Origin of the sequence: Aurantimonas sp. HBX-1 (assembly GCF_021391535.1) — a bacterium.
Taxonomy (GTDB): domain Bacteria; phylum Pseudomonadota; class Alphaproteobacteria; order Rhizobiales; family Rhizobiaceae; genus Aurantimonas.
Window position 1 is genome coordinate 3,971,580 of the sequence record NZ_CP090066.1, and the last position, 14,893, is coordinate 3,986,472.

Here is a 14,893-nt window from a genome sequence, read left to right on the forward strand (position 1 = left end):
CATTAATTGCTATATTCGATGTCACTCCGGGAGAAGATCGGCGACTGATGTTGTACCATTTCTACGAAATGAACCACGCGGCCATCGTGCCGCTGCGGGCCATGGCGGACGCCACGCGCCTGTTCTACCAGCATCCGCTCAACCCGATGTCCCACACCCACGCCGGGCGATCCATCGCCGCCGCCGCGGAAGTGTTCGAGCGCAGCACCCGGGTCTACGGCAAGCCGGAGTTCGGCCTGTACGAGACCGTGGTCGGGGGCCAGCGCGTGCCGGTGCAGGACAAGGTGGTCTGGGAGAAGCCCTTCGGCCGGCTGCTGCATTTCGAGCGCGCCCTGCCGGCGCGGCACGGCCCGGATCCGCGGATCCTCATCGTCGCGCCGATGTCCGGCCACTACGCCACGCTGCTGCGCGGCACGGTGGAGGCGCTGCTGCCCTATGCGGACGTCTACATCACCGACTGGACCGATGCCCGCAAGGTGCCGATCACCGAGGGCCGCTTCGACCTCGACGACTATGTCGACTACCTGATCGAGATGCTGCACTTCCTGGGTCCTGACACGCATATCGTCGGCGTCTGCCAGCCGGCGGTGCCGGTGATCATGGCGACGGCGCTGATGGAGGCGGCGGAGGATCCGTGCGCGCCGGCGACGATGACGTTGATGGGCGGGCCGATCGACACGCGGGAGAACCCGACGGCGGTCAACCGGCTGGCGCAGGAAAAGGGCATCGACTGGTTCCGCGACAACGTCATCATGGCGGTGCCCTTCCCGCAGCCGGGCTTCATGCGGCCGGTCTATCCGGGGTTCCTGCAGCTGACCGGCTTCATGTCGATGAATCTCGACCGGCACATGACCGCCCACAAGGAGTTCTTCTGGCACCTCGTCAAGGATGACGGGGACTCGGCCGACAAGCACCGCGGCTTCTACGACGAGTACAACGCGGTGATGGACCTGACGGCGGAATTCTACCTGCAGACGGTGGACGAGGTGTTCATCAAGCACTCGCTGCCGACGGGGGAGATGATGCATCGCGGCCAGCGCGTCGACCTCACGGCGATCCGCCGCACGGCGCTGCTCACCGTCGAGGGCGAGAACGACGACATTTCCGGCGTCGGCCAGACCCGGGCCGCGCAGGATCTCTGCGTCAACATCCCCGAGGACAAGCGCGTCCATTACATGCAGCCGAAGGTCGGCCATTACGGCGTGTTCAACGGCTCGCGCTTCCGCGCCGAGATCGCGCCGCGCATCGTCGATTTCGCGCTGACCCACGGCACCACCCACGCGGCGGCCGCGCTGCCGCGCAAGCCGGCCGCCCCGAAGACCGAAAACCTGAAGCCGGAGGTTGCGGCAACGACGGGCGGCAACGCCGGCAGCGCAGCACCGGCTGTCGAGGCCGCCGCGGCAGCGCCGGCCGCGGCCTCCAAGCCGGCGAGGGCGAAGCCCGCGGCCAAGGCGAAGCCGGTCACCGCCAGCGCCGGCGAAGGCTCCCCGCCGGCCGCGCCCGCCAAGGCCAAGCCGTCGAAAGCCGCCGCTCCCGCCGCCGCCGAGCCGGCCAGCGCGCCCGCCAAGGCCGCAAAGGCCGAGGCACCGGTGCCGCCGGTCGCCAAAGACGAGCCGCCGCGCCGCGCCGACAACGACCAGCCGCGGGTCGCGCCCGAGGCCGCGCCTGCTCCGGCGCCCGTCGCACCGGCCAAGCCGGCGATGCCCGAACAGGCCGCAAAGCCCGCCGCCAAGCCGAAGAGCGTGGCGCTGCGGGCGATGAAGCCGGTGAAGAAGGAACGGCGCAAGCCGGTGGCGCCGCAGGGCCCGCAGAAGCAGCGCATGGTGACGGCCGCGAGCCCGAGCTCGCCGACCCGCGCCGCCGCGACGGCCCCTGCGAAACCGGCGACGGCCGCTGCCGCCGCTCCGGCAAGGACGGATGCCACCTCCGCCGCCGCTCCGGCGAAGGAGAAAGCCGCCCGTGTCGCCCGCAAGGCTTCCGGCGATCCCAAGGCGACCAAGGGCAAGACCGGCACCCGGCAGAACCGTCGCACGCCCCGCGCCGGCAAGCGGACGCTCAACGCCCGCCGCTGAGACGCGACGGGCTGCGCGTCGGTCTCAAATGCGGGACGGCGCGCAAGCGCCGCCCCGGCTAACTCAGCCGGCCAGCTGGGCCTTCTTCTCCAGCCGGCGGCGATGCAGCACCGGCTCGGTGTAGCCCGAGGGCTGCACGCGTCCCTCGAAGACCAGGTCGCAGGCGGCCTGGAAGGCGATCGAGTTGTCGAAGTCGTCCGCCATCTTCGTATAGGCCGGGTCGCCGGCGTTCTGCTGGTCGACCTTTTCCGCCATCTCCTTCATCGCCGCCATCACCTCGTCCTTCGAGACGACGCCGTGATGCAGCCAGTTGGCGATGTGCTGGGACGAGATGCGGCAGGTGGCGCGGTCCTCCATCAGGCCGACATCGTTGATGTCCGGCACGGTGGAGCAGCCGATGCCCTGGTCGATCCAGCGCACCACGTAGCCGAGGATGCCCTGGGCGTTGTTGCGCAGTTCGGCGCGGATCTGCTCCTCCGGCCAGTTCGCCCGGTTGGCGAGCGGGATGGTCAGGATGTCGGAGAGGATCGCCCGGCGGCCCTTGGCGGCGATCGAGTCCTGCCAGGCCAGCACGTCCACCTTGTGGTAGTGCGTCGCGTGCAGCGTCGCGGCGGTCGGGCTCGGCACCCAGGCGCAGTTGGCGCCGGCCTGCGGGTGGGCGATCTTCTGCGCCAGCATGTCGTGCATCTTGGCGGGCGCCGCCCACATGCCTTTGCCGATCTGCGCCTTGCCGCGGAAGCCGCAGGCGAGGCCGACGTCGACGTTCCAGTCCTCGTAGGCGGCGATCCAGGTGCGATCCTTCATCACCGTCTTGCGGACCATCGGGCCGGCTTCCATCGAGGTGTGGATCTCGTCGCCGGTGCGGTCGAGGAAGCCGGTGTTGATGAAGAACACCCGGTGGCGGGCGGCGCGGATCGCCTCCTTGAGGTTCACCGTGGTGCGGCGCTCCTCGTCCATGATGCCCATCTTCAGCGTGTAGCGGTCTAGACCGAGCACGTCCTCGACACGGCCGAAGATCGTGTCGGAGAACGCCACCTCGTCCGGACCGTGCATCTTCGGCTTGACGATGTAGACCGAGCGGGCGCGGGAATTGCGCATGCCACCGGTCTTCTTCAGGTCGTGCATGGCGATCATCGAGGTGATCATCGCGTCGAGCAGGCCCTCCGGCGCATCCGAGCCGTCGCGCAGCTGGATCGCCGGGTTGGTCATCAGGTGGCCGACATTGCGGATCAGCAGCAGCGAGCGGCCGGGCAGCGAAAAGGCGTGGCCGTCCGGGCCGACATAGTCGCGGTCCGGGTTGAGCCGGCGCGTCACCGGCGTGCCGCCCTTGTCGAACGTGTCCTCGAGGTCGCCCTTCATCAGGCCGAGCCAGTTGCGGTAGACGGCGGTCTTGTCCTCGGCGTCGACGGCGGCGATGGAGTCCTCGCAGTCGCAGATCGTCGAGACCGCCGATTCCATCAGCATGTCGGCGACATTCGCGCGGTCGTTCTTGCCGACCCGGTGCGCCGGGTCGATCACGACTTCCAGATGCAGGCCGTTGTGCTTGACGAGGATCGCCGAGGGGGAAGCTGCGTCGCCGCGATGGCCGGCGAAGGCGGCCGGGTTCTTCAGCCTGGCGGTCTTGCCGCCGCCGAACTCGGCGACCAGCGTGCCGCCGGCCACCGAATAGCGGTCGACGTCGATATGCGAGATCCTGTCGAGCGGCGCCAGGCCGTCGAGGAAGCCCTTCGCCCAGCTGACGACGCGGGCGCCGCGGGCGCGGTCGTAGCCCTTGCCTTCCGGCATGTCGCCCATGGCGTCGGTGCCGTAGAGCGCGTCGTAGAGCGAGCCCCAGCGGGCATTGGCGGCGTTCAGCGTGTAGCGCGCGTTCATCAGCGGCACGACCAGCTGCGGGCCGGGGATCAGCGCGATCTCCGGATCGACATTGGCGGTGTCGATGGAAAAGTCCGCGCCTTCCGGCACCAGATAGCCGATGTCGCGCAGGAAGGACTGGTATTCCTTCATGTCGATGGTCTTGCCGCGGCGCGCACGGTGCCAGTCGTCGATCTTCTCCTGCAGCGTCTCGCGGATCTGCAGCAGTTCACGGTTCCTCGGCGCGAGTTCCTCGAGCATGCCGGCGAAGCCCTGCCAGAAGGCGTCGGGCTCGACGCCGGTGCCCGGCAGGGCTTCCTCGTCGATGAAGGTCTTCAGTATCGCCGCGACCTTCAGGCCGTGAACGTCGATCATGTCCGGCATGCAGTGCCTCCGTTTCCTGTCGCCTGCGACATCGACCATGGTGTGCGCGAAGTCAAATGCTTCGCACCGGCCGAAACCCGGCCGAGGCGGCCGCGGCGACGTTGCGGGAAGCTTCGGCCTTGAGGTTTCGCTCATGCCGGTTACTAATCGCGCCAAGAGCCATGTCGGCTCGATGGGAGGATATGCATGCAGCTTTTCAACCGGCTTGCCGGAACCGCCATGGTGGCGGCACTCGCCTTCGCGCCTGTCGGCGCCTCGGCCCAGCAGTTCATCAACGTCCTGACCGGCGGCACGTCCGGCGTCTACTATCCGCTCGGCGTCGCGCTGGCGAAGATCTACGGCGAGAACATCGAGGGCGTGAAGACCCAGGTGCAGTCCACCAAGGCCTCGGTCGAGAACATCAACCTCATCGCCCAGGGACGCGGCGAGATCGGTTTCGCGCTGGGCGATTCCGTGAAGGCGGCGGTCGAGGGCGACACCGAGGCCGGTTTCCAGGCGCCGGTGGAGAACCTGCGCTCGATCGCAGCGATCTATCCGAACTACGTGCAGATCGTCGCTTCACGTGAATCCGGCGTGACCGATCTCGCGGGACTGAAGGGCAAGGGCCTGTCGGTCGGCGCGCCGGCGTCGGGCACCGAGCTCAACGCGCGGGCGATCTTCAAGGCGGCGGGCATGAGCTACGACGACCTCGGCAAGACCGAATACCTGCCCTTCGCCGAATCGGTGGAGCTGATCAAGAACCGCCAGCTCGACGCGACACTGCAGTCGGCGGGCCTCGGCGTCGCCTCGATCCGCGACCTCGCCTCGTCGGTTCCGATCAACGTCGTCGCGGTTCCGGCCGAGATCGCCGAAAAGCTCGGCGCGCCCTTCCAGGCGACCGAGATCCCGGCCGGCACCTATGACGGCCAGGACACGGCCGTGCCGACGCTGGCGATCACCAACATTCTCGTCACCTCGAGCGAGGTGGACGAGGAACTCGTCTACCAGATGACCAAGCAGCTCTTCGAGCACCTGCCGGACATGGTTGCCGCGCACAACGCGGCAACGGCGATCGACCCGGCGACGGCAGCCAAGAACCTGCCGGCGCCGCTGCATCCGGGCGCCGAGCGCTACTACAAGGAAGCCGGCCTGCTCTAGGCCGCTCCTGCCTCGGCCTGGCCCCTTCTCAGCGGCCCGGCCGGGGCATTTGCGCCTCCCCGCCCGCGTCGCTAAGGTCCGGCGCCAAAGGGTTCGGGAGGATTCGGGATGACGAGCCAGAGCGGCGGTGCCCACAAGGCGGATGGGGCGGAGCACGGCGGCGGCGAGAATGCCGAGCTGCAGGACCCCCTCGGCACGGCGTTTCCCGAGAGCCCAGAAGGCCGCATCCTCTTCGCGGTCGCCTTCCTGTTCTCGATCTTCCAGCTGGCCACCGCGGCGCATCTTCTGGACATGCCCTCGCAGATCGTGCGGGCGATCCATGTCGGCTTCCTCTGCCTGCTCGGCCTGCCGCTGGTCGCCGTCATCAAGGGCGAGAGCGTCCCGGTGCGGGCGATCTTCTGGGTTCTCGGCATCCTCGGCATGGGCGTCGCCGCCTATCAGTGGTGGGAATACGAGCCGCTGATCTTCCGCGCCGGCATGCCGCTGCCGATGGATACCGCCGTCGGCGTCGCCGCCCTGGTCATCCTGTTCCTCGCCACCTGGCGGATCATGGGCCCGGCACTGCCGATCATCGCCGGCGCATTCCTCGCCTACTGCCTGTTCGGCAACTACCTGCCGTCGCCCTTCGTCACCCGCGGCTACGTCTTCTCGCAGGTCATCGACCACATGGCCTTCGGCACCGAGGGCATCTACGGCATCCCGACCTACGTCTCCTCCACCTACATCTTCCTGTTCATCCTGTTCGGCTCGTTCCTCGAGCGCGCCGGCATGATCAAGCTGTTCACCGACGTGTCTCTCGGCCTCGTCGGCGGGGCACGGGGCGGCGCCGCCAAGGTGGCGGTGATCTCGTCCGGCCTGATGGGGACGATCTCGGGCTCCGGGGTCGCCAATGTCGTAACCACCGGCCAGTTCACCATCCCGCTGATGAAGCGCTTCGGCTATAAGCCGGCCTTCGCCGGCGGGGTCGAGGCCACCGCCTCGATGGGCGGGCAGATCATGCCGCCGGTGATGGGTGCCGTCGCCTTCATCATGGCGGAGACGCTGAACGTGCCCTACGCCGCCGTCGTCCAGGCGGCGGTCATTCCGGCCGTGCTGTATTTCGGCTCGGTGTTCTGGATGGTGCATCTGGAGGCCGGCAAGCGCGGGCTGATGGGGCTTTCCCGCGACGAGCTGCCCTCGCCGCTGAAGGCGCTGCGCGAAGGCTGGTATCTCCTGCTGCCCCTGGGCGTCCTCGTCTGGCTGCTGTTCTCCGGCTATACCCCGCTCTATGCCGGGACGATCGGCCTGGCGCTCACCGCGCTGCTGATCATCGGTGCGCCGCTCGCCGGCAAGATTTCCGTCCAGGCGCTGCGCTACGTGTTCTGGATCGGGCTGGGCGTCTCGGCCGCCTCGTTCTTCCAGTACGGAATCATGCCGGTGGCGGTGACGCTGGTGGTGCTGATGCTGATCGCCGCGCTGTTCCGCGGCGGCCGCGAGACGCTGCTTTTGACCCGCGATTCGCTGGCGGAGGGCGCCAAGACGGCGCTTCCCGTCGGCATCGCCTGCGCCATCGTCGGCATCATCGTCGGCACGATGACGCTGACCGGCGTCGCCAACACGTTCGGCCAGTTCATCGTCGCCGTCGGCGACACCTCGCTGTTCCTGTCGCTGGTGCTGACGATGATCACCTGCCTGATCCTCGGCATGGGGATCCCGACCATTCCCAACTACATCATTACCGCCTCGATCGCCGGCCCGGCGCTGCTGGCGCTTGGCGTGCCGCTGATCGTCAGCCACATGTTCGTGTTCTATTTCGGCATCCTCGCCGACCTGACCCCGCCGGTTGCGCTGGCCTGCTACGCGGCGGCGCCGATCGCCCGCGCGCCCGGGCTGCAGATCTCGCTGCAGGCGGTGAAGGTGGCGCTTGCCGGCTTCGTCATCCCGTTCATGGCGGTCTACACCCCGGCCCTGATGATGCAGGATGGCGGCCCGCTCAGCGACGCGATCGGGTTCTGGCCGGCGGTTGTCTACATCGTCTTCAAGACGTCGCTGTCGATCGGATTGTGGGGCGCGGCGGCGATCGGCTTCCTGCTCTCCCCGCTGAAATGGTGGGAGCGCCTGGTCGCGACCGTCGCCGCCTTCACGCTGGTCGCCGCGCTGCCGGTCACCGACGAGATCGGCTTCGGCCTCTCGGCGGCCTTCATCGCCTGGCACGTCTACCAGCGGCGCCGGCACGGCGCGCCGGTGATCGCCAACCGGACCGGCGGCGGCACCACGCCCCGCGGGGCCGCGCCGGCCGACGAGCGCGTTCCCGTCGCCGAATGATCTGCATCCTCGCCGCCGGCAAGACGCTGACGCTGGCGGCGTCCGCCTTCACCCTCGCCTGGACGCACTCGGTCGAGAAGACCCGCTGGGAGGAGAGCTGGACGGCCGGACCGTCCGGCCTGACGGTGGTCGAGGGGCGGATCGAAGGGTCCGGCGCCGGCATGGAGCCGCCGGAGGGCGCGGTGCTCAAGGACGGCGCCTATGTCTACCGGCCGAACGTGCCGGCGATCCCGCAACTCGTGCTGGCCGCGTCCGGCGCGACCGGCTCGGGCTGGACGCTCTGCCCGGCGGAGGGCCCAGCCGATTCCTGCCTCGTCCTCGGCGAGAAGTCCGGCCCGCCGGTCACGGTGCGCTGGTGCGCGTCGCCCCTCGGCAGCGCCCCGGTTCCGCGCTAAACCTGCTGCAACGCGAAGAAGCCAGGAGCCAGGCGTCATGTCATTCACCGCAGCGATCCAGTCGGCCCTCTCCCAGTACGCGACGTTTCGCGGCCGGGCCCAGCGCGCCGAGTTCTGGTGGTTCGTGCTGTTCATGCTGCTCGGCAACCTGGTGTTCGGCCTGCTCGACGGGCTGGTCGTCGGGCCGATCCTCGGCTTCTCGCCGTTCTCGGGCGAGGGCGCGCAGCCGCTCGGCTCGCTGTTCAGCCTCGCCGTCTTCGTGCCGTCGCTCGCCGTCGGGGCACGCCGGATGCATGATACCGGCCGCTCCGGCTGGTGGCTGCTGATCAACCTCGTGCCGGTGGTCGGCTGGATCGTCTATCTCTATTTCGCCAGCCGGCCCGGCGAGCCGGCGATCAACGCCTACGGCCCGCCGCCGCGGCAGGCAGGCGCCCTGCGCGCGTCGCGGCGCGCGTAGAGCCTCGCCGCCTAGCGCTGCGAATCCCGCCAGGCGGGATTGATCCACGGCTGCCGGTCCGGCTGCGGCGCCAGCATGCCCTCGCCGAGAATGTGGTCGGCAGCCTTCTCGCCGACCATGATCGAGGGGCCATTGAGATTGCCGTTGGTGATGCGCGGGAAGATCGAGGAATCGGCGAGCCGCAGGTTCCGCGTGCCGATCACCCGGCATTCCGGATCGACGACGGCCTGCGGATCCTCGGCCGCGCCCATGCGCGCGGCGCCGCACGGGTGGTAGGCGCTCTCGGCATGGGCGGCGATGAAACCGTCGAGGTCGTCGTCGCTCTGCAGCGCGTCGCCCGGCTGGATCTCCGGCCCGCGATAGGGGTCGAAGGCCGGCTGGGCGAAGATCTCCCGGGTCAGCCGGATCGCCTGGCGGAACTCGCGGAAATCGTCCCTGTGCGACATGTAGTTGAAGCGGATCGCCGGCGGCTCGGACGGATCGCTGCTCTTCAACCTGATATGGCCGCGCGACTTCGAGCGCATCGGCCCGACATGCGCCTGGAAGCCGTGGCCGGCCGCCGCCGCCTGGCCGTCATAGCGGATCGCGCCGGGCAGGAAGTGATACTGGATGTCCGGGTACTCGATCCCGGGCGCCGAGCGGATGAAGCCCGCCGCCTCGAAATGGTTGGTGGCGCCGTGGCCGGTATGCAGCATCATCCATTCGAGCCCCACCCGGCCCTTGCCGAACAGGTTGAGATAGCCGTTCAGGGTGATCGGCTGAGTGCAGGACTGCTGGATGTAGAGCTCCAGGTGATCCTGCAGATTGCCGCCGACGCCGGGACGCGGCAGACGCGTGTCGATGCCGACGCGGGATAGCTCGGCGGCGTCGCCGATCCCCGAATGCATCAGCAGCAGAGGCGAGTTGATGGCGCCGGCGGCCAGCACCACCTCGCGCCGCGCCTTGACCAGACCGGTACGGCCGGCACCGCGCAGGCCCGGGCGGGAGATCTCGACGCCGGTGGCGCGCAGGTCGCCGCCGCGGCCCTCGAAGGCGACGCGCAGGGCGTTGCCGTGCAGCAGCCGGCAGTTGCCGCGGGCGATGGCAGGCCGCAGATAGGCGTTGGCGGCCGACCAGCGGCGCCCGCGCCAGATCGTCTGCTGCATCGGGCCGAAGCCCTCCTGGGCGTAGCCGTTATAGTCGTCGGTCACCGGGTAGCCGGCCTCGCGCCCGGCCTCGATGAAGGTCTGGTAGAGCGGGTTCAGCATGTCGCCGCGCCGCACGTTGAGCGGCCCCTTCGTGCCCCGCCAGGCCGGGTCGCCGCCCTCGAAGGCCTCCATGCGCTGGAAGTACGGAAGCACGTCGGCGAAGCCCCAGCCGGCCGCGCCGCTGTCGGCCCAATGGTCGAAGTCCTTGGCGTGGCCGCGCACATAGACCATGCCGTTGATCGAGGACGAGCCGCCGATCACCCGGCCGCGCGGCGTCGCCAGCCGGCGGCCGCCGAGCGCCGGCTCCGGTTCGGCGCGGTAGCCCCAGTCGTAGCGGCGCATGTTCATCGGGAAGGACAGCGCGCCGGGCATCTGGATGAACGGCCCGGCGTCGGTGCCGCCCGCCTCGATCACCACGACGTCGTAGCGGCCGGATTCCGACAGGCGATAGGCGAGCGCCGAACCCGCCGAGCCGGATCCCACGACAACGTAGTCGGCTTCGTCGACGACCTTCATTTCACCCCCATTTCGGCTTCGATGTAACGTTCGACCATGGCGATGGCCGTGGCCCCGTCTGGGGCGGTGAGCGGCGTCAGCGCCTGGCGCAGCCAGACGCCGTCGATCATCGCGCCGGCCGCGGCGGCGACGCCGTGCGCCCGCGGCATGCCGAGCAGCGGCGCCAGCGCCGAAACGAGATTGGTTTCCAGCCGCCGGAAATACAGCCGCAGCAGGCGGGCGGCCTCGGCCGAGCGGCGGGCGTAGAGATAGAACACCAGCCAGGCGGCGATCGCCTCGCTGACGAACTGGCTCGGGTCGAACGACGCCTCGATGATCGCCGAGACCCGCTGGCGCGGGCTCTCCGCCTGCCGCAGCCGGCTGGTAACCCCGGCGCGGAAGCCCTGCAGCAGATGCCGCATCGCGGCGATCAGCAGGTCGTCCTTGGTGCCGAAATAATGATGGACGAGGGCGGGCGAGACGCCGGCGCGTGCCGCGATGTCGGCGACGGTGACCTCGAGCGAGCCGGCGGCCTCGATGGCGCCGATCGTCGCAACGATCATTGCCTCGCGCCGCGCGGCATCGCCGCGGCCGTTTCGGGAAATGGAAACATGGGACATGGACGCAAGATATGGTTGTTGATTGATCAGTCAATCAGCATTGCGACGGAAACGCGATGGCTGCGCTGCAGTGCCGCATCGCCCCTGTTCAAGCGCCTCGCGCCCCGCCTATGATCGATGCGCCAGGGCGCACCACGCGCCGATCCACGGAAGGATGTGACATGCGGCTTCTTCTCAGCACCGCCGCCGCCCTCGCGATCGTCGCGGCGGCCGGCAGCATCGCGCGCGCCGAGTATCGACTGACGATCCTGCACACCAACGACTTCCACAGCCGGATCGAGCCGATCAACAAGTACGATTCCACCTGCACGGCGGAGGAAGCGACTGCGGACGAATGTTTCGGCGGCTCGGCCCGGCTGCTGAGCGCCATCCGGGCGGCGCGGGAATCGGCCACCAACCCGATCCTCGTCGATGGCGGCGACCAATTCCAGGGCTCGCTCTTCTACAACCAGTACAAGGGCAAGGCCGCGGCGGAGATGATGAACGCCATCGGCTACGACGCGATGACCGTCGGCAACCACGAATTCGACGACGGGCCGGCGGTGCTGAAGGCCTTCATCGAGGCGGTGGACTTCCCGATCCTCCTCGCCAATGCCGATGTCAGCAAGGAGCCCGAGCTCGCCGAGACGCTGAAGCCGTCGACGGTGATCGAGAAGGGGGGCGAGAAGATCGGCCTCGTCGGCGTCACGCCCGTCGACACGGCAGAGCTGTCGAGCCCCGGTCCCAATATCACGTTCGAGGAGCCGATCGCCGCGCTCACCGAGGCGGTGAAGGCACTGACCGACCAGGGCGTCGACAAGATCGTCGTCCTCAGCCATTCCGGCTACGAGGCGGACCAGCGCATCGCCGCCGCCGTCCCGGGCATCGACGTCATCGTCGGCGGCCATTCCCACACGCTGCTCGCCAACAACGACGACAAGGCCGCCGGGCCCTACCCGACCATGGTCAAGGGCCCCGACGGCCATGACGTGCCGATCGTCCAGGCCTATGCCTACGGCAAGTATCTCGGCGAGCTCGTCGTGACCTTCGACGATGCCGGGGTGGTGACCGAAGCGAGCGGCACGCCGCTGATCATGAACGGCACGATCCCCGAGGACTCCGCCCTCGCCGCCCGCATCGACGAATTGGCGAAGCCGCTGGAGGCGATCCGCACCAAGGTGGTGGCCCAAACCCAGGCGCCGCTCGACGGCTCGCGCGAGGTCTGCCGCGTGGAGGAATGCAGCATGGGCAATCTCGTCGCCGACGCCATGCTCGACCGGGTGCGCGACCAGGGGGCCAGCCTCGCCATCACCAATGGCGGCGGCCTGCGCGCCTCGATCGACCAGGGCGAGGTGACGATGGGCGAGGTGCTGACGGTGCTGCCGTTCCAGAACACGCTGTCGACGTTCAAGCTGACCGGCGCCGACATCAAGGCGGCGCTGGAGAACGGCGTCTCGCAGGTCGAGGAAGGCGGCGGGCGCTTCCCGCAGGTGTCCGGCCTGAAATTCACCTGGTCGAAGAGCGCCGCGCCGGGCGGCCGCATCGAATCGGTCGAGGTGAAGGAGGGCGATGGCTTCGTGCCGCTCGACCCGGCCAAGACCTATCTCGTCGTCTCCAACAACTTCCTGCGCGGCGGCGGCGACGGCTACAGCGTCTTCGCCGAGAAGGGCCAGGAGGCCTACGACTACGGCCCGGCGCTGGAGGATGTGGTGGCCGCCTATCTCGGTCGCGACACCGCACCCTACGTGCCCTATACCGACGGGCGCATCACGGCGGCCGAGTAGGCCGGAGGCAGCCGGACCCGGCCGGGAAGGCCTGTCCCGGCCCGGGGACCGCTTATCCGTCGCCGGGCACACCGCCAAGGGGGGATCATGGACGTTGCAGGAAACCGCATCGGCTGGCGCCCGGCGCTCGCCGCGGTGCTGATCGTCGCCGTCACGGCGGCGATCCTGTTGTGGATGGGCCGCATCCCGATCTGCGGCTGCGGCACCGTCAAGCTGTGGCACGGCACGGTGGTCAGCTCGGAGAACTCCCAGCATCTGTCGGACTGGTACTCCCCCTCCCACGTCATCCACGGCTTCCTGTTCTATTTCGCCACCTGGCTGCTGCTGCCGCGCCTGTCGCTCGGCGGGCGGCTGATCCCGGCGCTGCTCGTCGAATGCGCCTGGGAGATCGCCGAGAACACCGACGCGGTGATCCAGCGCTACCGCGAGGCGACCATCGCCCTCGACTATTTCGGCGACAGCGTCGTCAATTCCGTCGCCGACATCGGCTTCATGGTGCTCGGCTTCTGGCTCGCCAGCCGGCTGCCGGTCTGGCTGACCGTCGCGATCGCGGTGTTCTTCGAGCTGTTCACGCTCTGGTGGATCCGGGACAATCTCACCCTCAACGTGCTGATGCTGGTCTGGCCGGTGGATGCCATACGGACCTGGCAGGGCGGCCTGTAACGTCGTGGCCGGGCCGCCCCAGCAGGCCGACGTTGACCGCCGCGTTCTATGTTGATATCAACCTAACTGTCGTGTCGTCGCCATCCGGGAGGAAGCCATGCCCGTCAGTTCGCAAGCCGCCATCGAGATCAGCGCGTTCCGCTGGGTGCCGCCCTTCGCGCAGGGGCTGGTGCGGGATCTGCGCGTGCGCTGGGCGCTGGAGGAAGCCGGGCTCCCCTACCGCGAACGCCTGCTCGACGCGACGACCGAGCGTCCGGCGGACTATTTCCAGGAACAGCCCTTCGGCCAGGTGCCGGTCCTCCGCGACGCCGACATCCGGCTTTTCGAGAGCGGCGCCATCGTCCTGCACATCGCCGAGGGCACGCCGGCGCTGATGCCGGGCGATCCGGCCGGCCGGGCGCGCACCACCGCCTGGGTGTTCGCCGCGCTCAACAGCATCGAGCCGATGATCACCGAGCTCGCCACGATCGACCTGTTCTACCCCGCCGCCGAGTGGGCCCGCCTCCGCCGCCCGGAGGTGGAGACGAAGGTGCGCACGCGGCTCGGCCGGCTGGCGGAGCGGCTCGCCGCCCGGGAGTATCTCGAGGACCGGTTCACCGCCGGCGACCTGATGATGACGACGGTGCTGCGCAATCTGCGGCACACCGACCTCGTCGCCGCCGATCCCGTCCTCGCGCCCTATCAGGCACGCTGCGAGGCGCGCCCCGCCTTCCAGCGAGCGCTGGATGCGCAGCTGGCGAACTTCCGGCAGGCCGAACCCGTCGCGATGGCCTAGCCCGCGGAACCTCGACGGCGGCGCGACCGCACCGGAATAACCCGGCCTTAGGACTTTTCCTGCTACGGTCGGCGCCATGGCCCCAAATCCGCGGTCGCCCCGGCGCCAGGTATCCCGCCGTCCCAGCAACTGGAATTCACGGCCGCCCCGCCGGCCCGCCGGCGGCCGGCCGAAGCGGCGGCGCCGATCGCCGTTCTTGCCGCTGATCCTGCTGGCCGGCATTCTCGCCCTCGCCTCGCCGTTTGCCGCGGATCGGCTCGCCGGCCTCGTCGATCCCGTCCGCCAGGAAATGCCGCGGATCATTGCCGGTGGGCGCGTGGTGACGCCGCGCGTCGTCACCGTCACGCCCTCGAATCGCCCCCTGCCGTCACGCACGATGCCGAACTGCGGCCTCGACGCGCGGGCGGTCCGCGGCGTCACCTGCCTGGTCGACGGCGACACCGGCTGGGAAAACGGCGAGAAATGGCGGGTCGCCGGGATCGACACGCCCGAACTCAGCAAGCCGGAATGCGCCTCGGAACGCCGGTGGGCGGTGGCGGCGCGCGACCGGATGCGCACGCTGATGAGCGGCGGTTATTCGCTGTCGGGCCGCGATATCGACCGCTACGGGCGCCGGCTGGTCACCGTGACGCTGTCGGACGGGCGCGACGCCGGCGAGGTGCTGGTCGCCGAGGGCCTGTCGCAGCGCTGGCCGAACCGCGGCAACCCCTGGTGCTGACGGGTCCGGGCGGCCGGGCGACGGCCGCCGGCGGCTTGCCAGATCGCGCGGCGCCGCCCTATAGAAGGGCCC

11 protein-coding genes and 1 pseudogene are annotated in these 14,893 nt (G+C 69.3%); 9 read left to right on the forward strand and 3 right to left on the reverse strand.

The annotated features are described in order from the left end of the window. Window positions 1-47 precede the first annotated feature (47 nt). Window positions 48-1,268 (forward strand): annotated as a pseudogene (locus LXB15_RS21170) (polyhydroxyalkanoate depolymerase); the annotation flags it as partial. A gap of 867 nt (window positions 1,269-2,135) precedes the next feature. On the opposite strand, the gene LXB15_RS18820 reads toward LXB15_RS21170, so the two are convergent. Further along, window positions 2,136-4,307, reverse strand: a complete 2,172-nt coding sequence (locus tag LXB15_RS18820; protein WP_233949893.1) for a malate synthase G — start codon at window positions 4,305-4,307, stop codon at window positions 2,136-2,138. A 186-nt stretch (window positions 4,308-4,493) separates the two neighbouring features. Here LXB15_RS18820 and LXB15_RS18825 point away from each other — a divergent pair, with 186 nt between their 5' ends. The 4 genes from LXB15_RS18825 to LXB15_RS18840 all read left to right on the forward strand — a co-directional run bounded on the left by LXB15_RS18825 (window position 4,494) and on the right by LXB15_RS18840 (window position 8,600). After that, window positions 4,494-5,444: a TAXI family TRAP transporter solute-binding subunit gene (locus LXB15_RS18825; RefSeq protein ID WP_370640133.1), complete on the forward strand. Its 951-nt coding sequence runs from the start codon at window positions 4,494-4,496 to the stop codon at window positions 5,442-5,444. A gap of 108 nt (window positions 5,445-5,552) precedes the next feature. Further along, a complete protein-coding gene (locus LXB15_RS18830) occupies window positions 5,553-7,748 on the forward strand; it encodes a TRAP transporter permease (RefSeq protein ID WP_233949894.1) in 2,196 nt (731 codons plus the stop codon). Next, window positions 7,745-8,143 carry a DUF1850 domain-containing protein gene (locus tag LXB15_RS18835; RefSeq protein ID WP_233949895.1) on the forward strand — a complete coding sequence of 133 codons (399 nt, stop codon included), beginning with the start codon at window positions 7,745-7,747 and terminating at the stop codon, window positions 8,141-8,143. Before LXB15_RS18830 ends, LXB15_RS18835 begins: the two co-directional genes overlap by 4 nt. A 37-nt stretch (window positions 8,144-8,180) precedes the next feature. Next, window positions 8,181-8,600, forward strand: coding sequence for a DUF805 domain-containing protein (locus tag LXB15_RS18840; RefSeq protein ID WP_233949896.1), 420 nt, complete (start codon window positions 8,181-8,183; stop codon window positions 8,598-8,600). Window positions 8,601-8,611: 11 nt separating this feature from the next. Here the strand turns inward: LXB15_RS18840 and betA are convergent, their stop codons facing one another. Further along, window positions 8,612-10,303, reverse strand: coding sequence for a choline dehydrogenase (gene betA, locus LXB15_RS18845; protein WP_233949897.1), 1,692 nt, complete (start codon window positions 10,301-10,303; stop codon window positions 8,612-8,614). Continuing rightward, window positions 10,300-10,902, reverse strand: coding sequence for a transcriptional regulator BetI (gene betI, locus LXB15_RS18850; RefSeq protein ID WP_255696617.1), 603 nt, complete (start codon window positions 10,900-10,902; stop codon window positions 10,300-10,302). The genes betA and betI overlap by 4 nt, the downstream gene beginning before the upstream one ends. A 161-nt stretch (window positions 10,903-11,063) precedes the next feature. On the opposite strand from betI, the gene LXB15_RS18855 reads away from it, so the two are divergent. The 4 genes from LXB15_RS18855 to LXB15_RS18870 all read left to right on the forward strand — a co-directional run bounded on the left by LXB15_RS18855 (window position 11,064) and on the right by LXB15_RS18870 (window position 14,821). Further along, window positions 11,064-12,665 (forward strand): bifunctional UDP-sugar hydrolase/5'-nucleotidase, encoded by a 1,602-nt coding sequence (locus LXB15_RS18855; protein WP_233949899.1) that lies wholly within the window; start codon window positions 11,064-11,066, stop codon window positions 12,663-12,665. Between the two features lie 87 nt (window positions 12,666-12,752). Then, complete coding sequence (locus LXB15_RS18860) at window positions 12,753-13,328, forward strand: DUF2585 domain-containing protein (RefSeq protein ID WP_233949900.1); 576 nt, start codon at window positions 12,753-12,755, stop codon at window positions 13,326-13,328. A gap of 97 nt (window positions 13,329-13,425) precedes the next feature. Then, window positions 13,426-14,103: a glutathione S-transferase family protein gene (locus LXB15_RS18865; RefSeq protein WP_233949901.1), complete on the forward strand. Its 678-nt coding sequence runs from the start codon at window positions 13,426-13,428 to the stop codon at window positions 14,101-14,103. Between the two features lie 196 nt (window positions 14,104-14,299). Further along, on the forward strand, window positions 14,300-14,821 hold the full coding sequence (locus LXB15_RS18870; protein ID WP_233949902.1) for a thermonuclease family protein: 522 nt from the start codon (window positions 14,300-14,302) through the stop codon (window positions 14,819-14,821). Window positions 14,822-14,893: the final 72 nt, after the last annotated feature.

Bases quoted from the DNA above. Each gene is read 5' to 3' on its own strand.
- LXB15_RS18820 (WP_233949893.1), bottom strand. From the start codon at position 4,307: ATGCCGGACATGATCGACGTTCACGGCCTGAAGGTCGCGGCGATACTG.
- LXB15_RS18825 (WP_370640133.1), top strand. From the start codon at position 4,494: ATGCAGCTTTTCAACCGGCTTGCCGGAACCGCCATGGTGGCGGCACTC.
- LXB15_RS18830 (WP_233949894.1), top strand. From the start codon at position 5,553: ATGACGAGCCAGAGCGGCGGTGCCCACAAGGCGGATGGGGCGGAGCAC.
- LXB15_RS18835 (WP_233949895.1), top strand. From the start codon at position 7,745: ATGATCTGCATCCTCGCCGCCGGCAAGACGCTGACGCTGGCGGCGTCC.
- LXB15_RS18840 (WP_233949896.1), top strand. From the start codon at position 8,181: ATGTCATTCACCGCAGCGATCCAGTCGGCCCTCTCCCAGTACGCGACG.
- betA (WP_233949897.1), bottom strand. From the start codon at position 10,303: ATGAAGGTCGTCGACGAAGCCGACTACGTTGTCGTGGGATCCGGCTCG.
- betI (WP_255696617.1), bottom strand. From the start codon at position 10,902: ATGTCCCATGTTTCCATTTCCCGAAACGGCCGCGGCGATGCCGCGCGG.
- LXB15_RS18855 (WP_233949899.1), top strand. From the start codon at position 11,064: ATGCGGCTTCTTCTCAGCACCGCCGCCGCCCTCGCGATCGTCGCGGCG.
- LXB15_RS18860 (WP_233949900.1), top strand. From the start codon at position 12,753: ATGGACGTTGCAGGAAACCGCATCGGCTGGCGCCCGGCGCTCGCCGCG.
- LXB15_RS18865 (WP_233949901.1), top strand. From the start codon at position 13,426: ATGCCCGTCAGTTCGCAAGCCGCCATCGAGATCAGCGCGTTCCGCTGG.